Genomic DNA, 1,045 nt, shown 5'->3' with positions numbered 1-1,045 from the left:
CTAACCCTTAGCCCTTTTTCATCTTCTTCTAAAAAAAAGTGTCCCTGATTTGTTTCTTCCAAGGACAAAATTCACATCATGATTAAAAAGTGCCCTAATATCATCCTTTTCTATGCTCTCTTTAAAGGCACCTTTTGAAACTTTTTCTTTAAATGGTACTAATAATCCCAATTCTTCGCTCCATTTATCGAATATTGCCGCATGTCCTTCAATTATCTTTACTTCATTTTCTTCTTGCTTTAGATTATTTACCCTTAATTCTTCAAGATTTATTGTCCTTCTCTCCATTTTTTCCATTAAATTCATCACCACCTTCCCCATCTTTAGCTTTATTGGCAGGTATCATGTTGCCGTTTACAAGATAAATATCGCCTCCTTGGTCCTCTGGCAGTGGATTCATGTCCTCTAATTCCCTAATATCATTGGGTGATAACCATCCATTTTGCCTTCCTATCGCATATCCTTCCATTCTTGTTTTAAAATCACCCCTAAGTAAACCATCAACTGTGAATTTAGGGAAGTATAATTTCCTTTCACCCTCATTTAGTAAGCATTTTGATATAGCCTGTTCCCACCTAACAAGATATGGCCTTACTGTATGGACAACAAATTCAATTGATTGATGCTCTATGTTGCTAAAAGTTGCCCTTTCTAAGTCGCCAATCATGTGAGGTGGAACTCTAAATATTCTGCATATTTCATTTAATTGAAATTTTCTTGTTTCAAGAAACTGAGCATCCTCTGGTGGAATACCTATTTCATGATATTTCATTCCTTCCTCTAAAACAGCAATTTTATGTGAGTTTTTTATTCCCTTATATACATCTTCCCAGGACTTTCTTAACCTTTCAGGATCCTTAACAACCCCAGGGTGCTCTAATATTCCTCCAGGCCTTGCACCATTTGCAAAGAATCTATCCCCAAATTCTTCAGTTGCAATAGATAGTCCTATAGCCTCTCTTGCCATCTGAATTGGTGAATAACCCTTAAATCCATCAAATCCAAGCCCTACTACATGAAATACTTCCTCTTTTTGTAGAATTAC

General features: G+C 36.1%; 2 protein-coding genes. Both read right to left on the bottom strand.

Features of this window, described 5'->3' with window-relative positions; translation table 11 throughout:
• Positions 1-18: 18 nt before the first annotated feature.
• On the bottom strand, positions 19-306 hold the full coding sequence (locus tag BUB63_RS13155) for an HK97 family phage prohead protease (RefSeq protein WP_073250482.1): 288 nt from the start codon (positions 304-306) through the stop codon (positions 19-21).
• Positions 263-1,045 (bottom strand): phage portal protein (locus BUB63_RS13150; RefSeq protein ID WP_073250479.1); only part of this gene is annotated, 783 nt, incomplete at its 5' end. The genes BUB63_RS13155 and BUB63_RS13150, both read right to left, overlap by 44 nt.

The organism is Caloramator proteoclasticus DSM 10124, assembly GCF_900129265.1.
GTDB classification, from domain to species: domain Bacteria; phylum Bacillota; class Clostridia; order Clostridiales; family Caloramatoraceae; genus Thermobrachium; species Thermobrachium proteoclasticum.
Note: the sequence above shows the minus strand (reverse complement) of the source record. Positions and strands in the feature narration are given on the sequence as shown.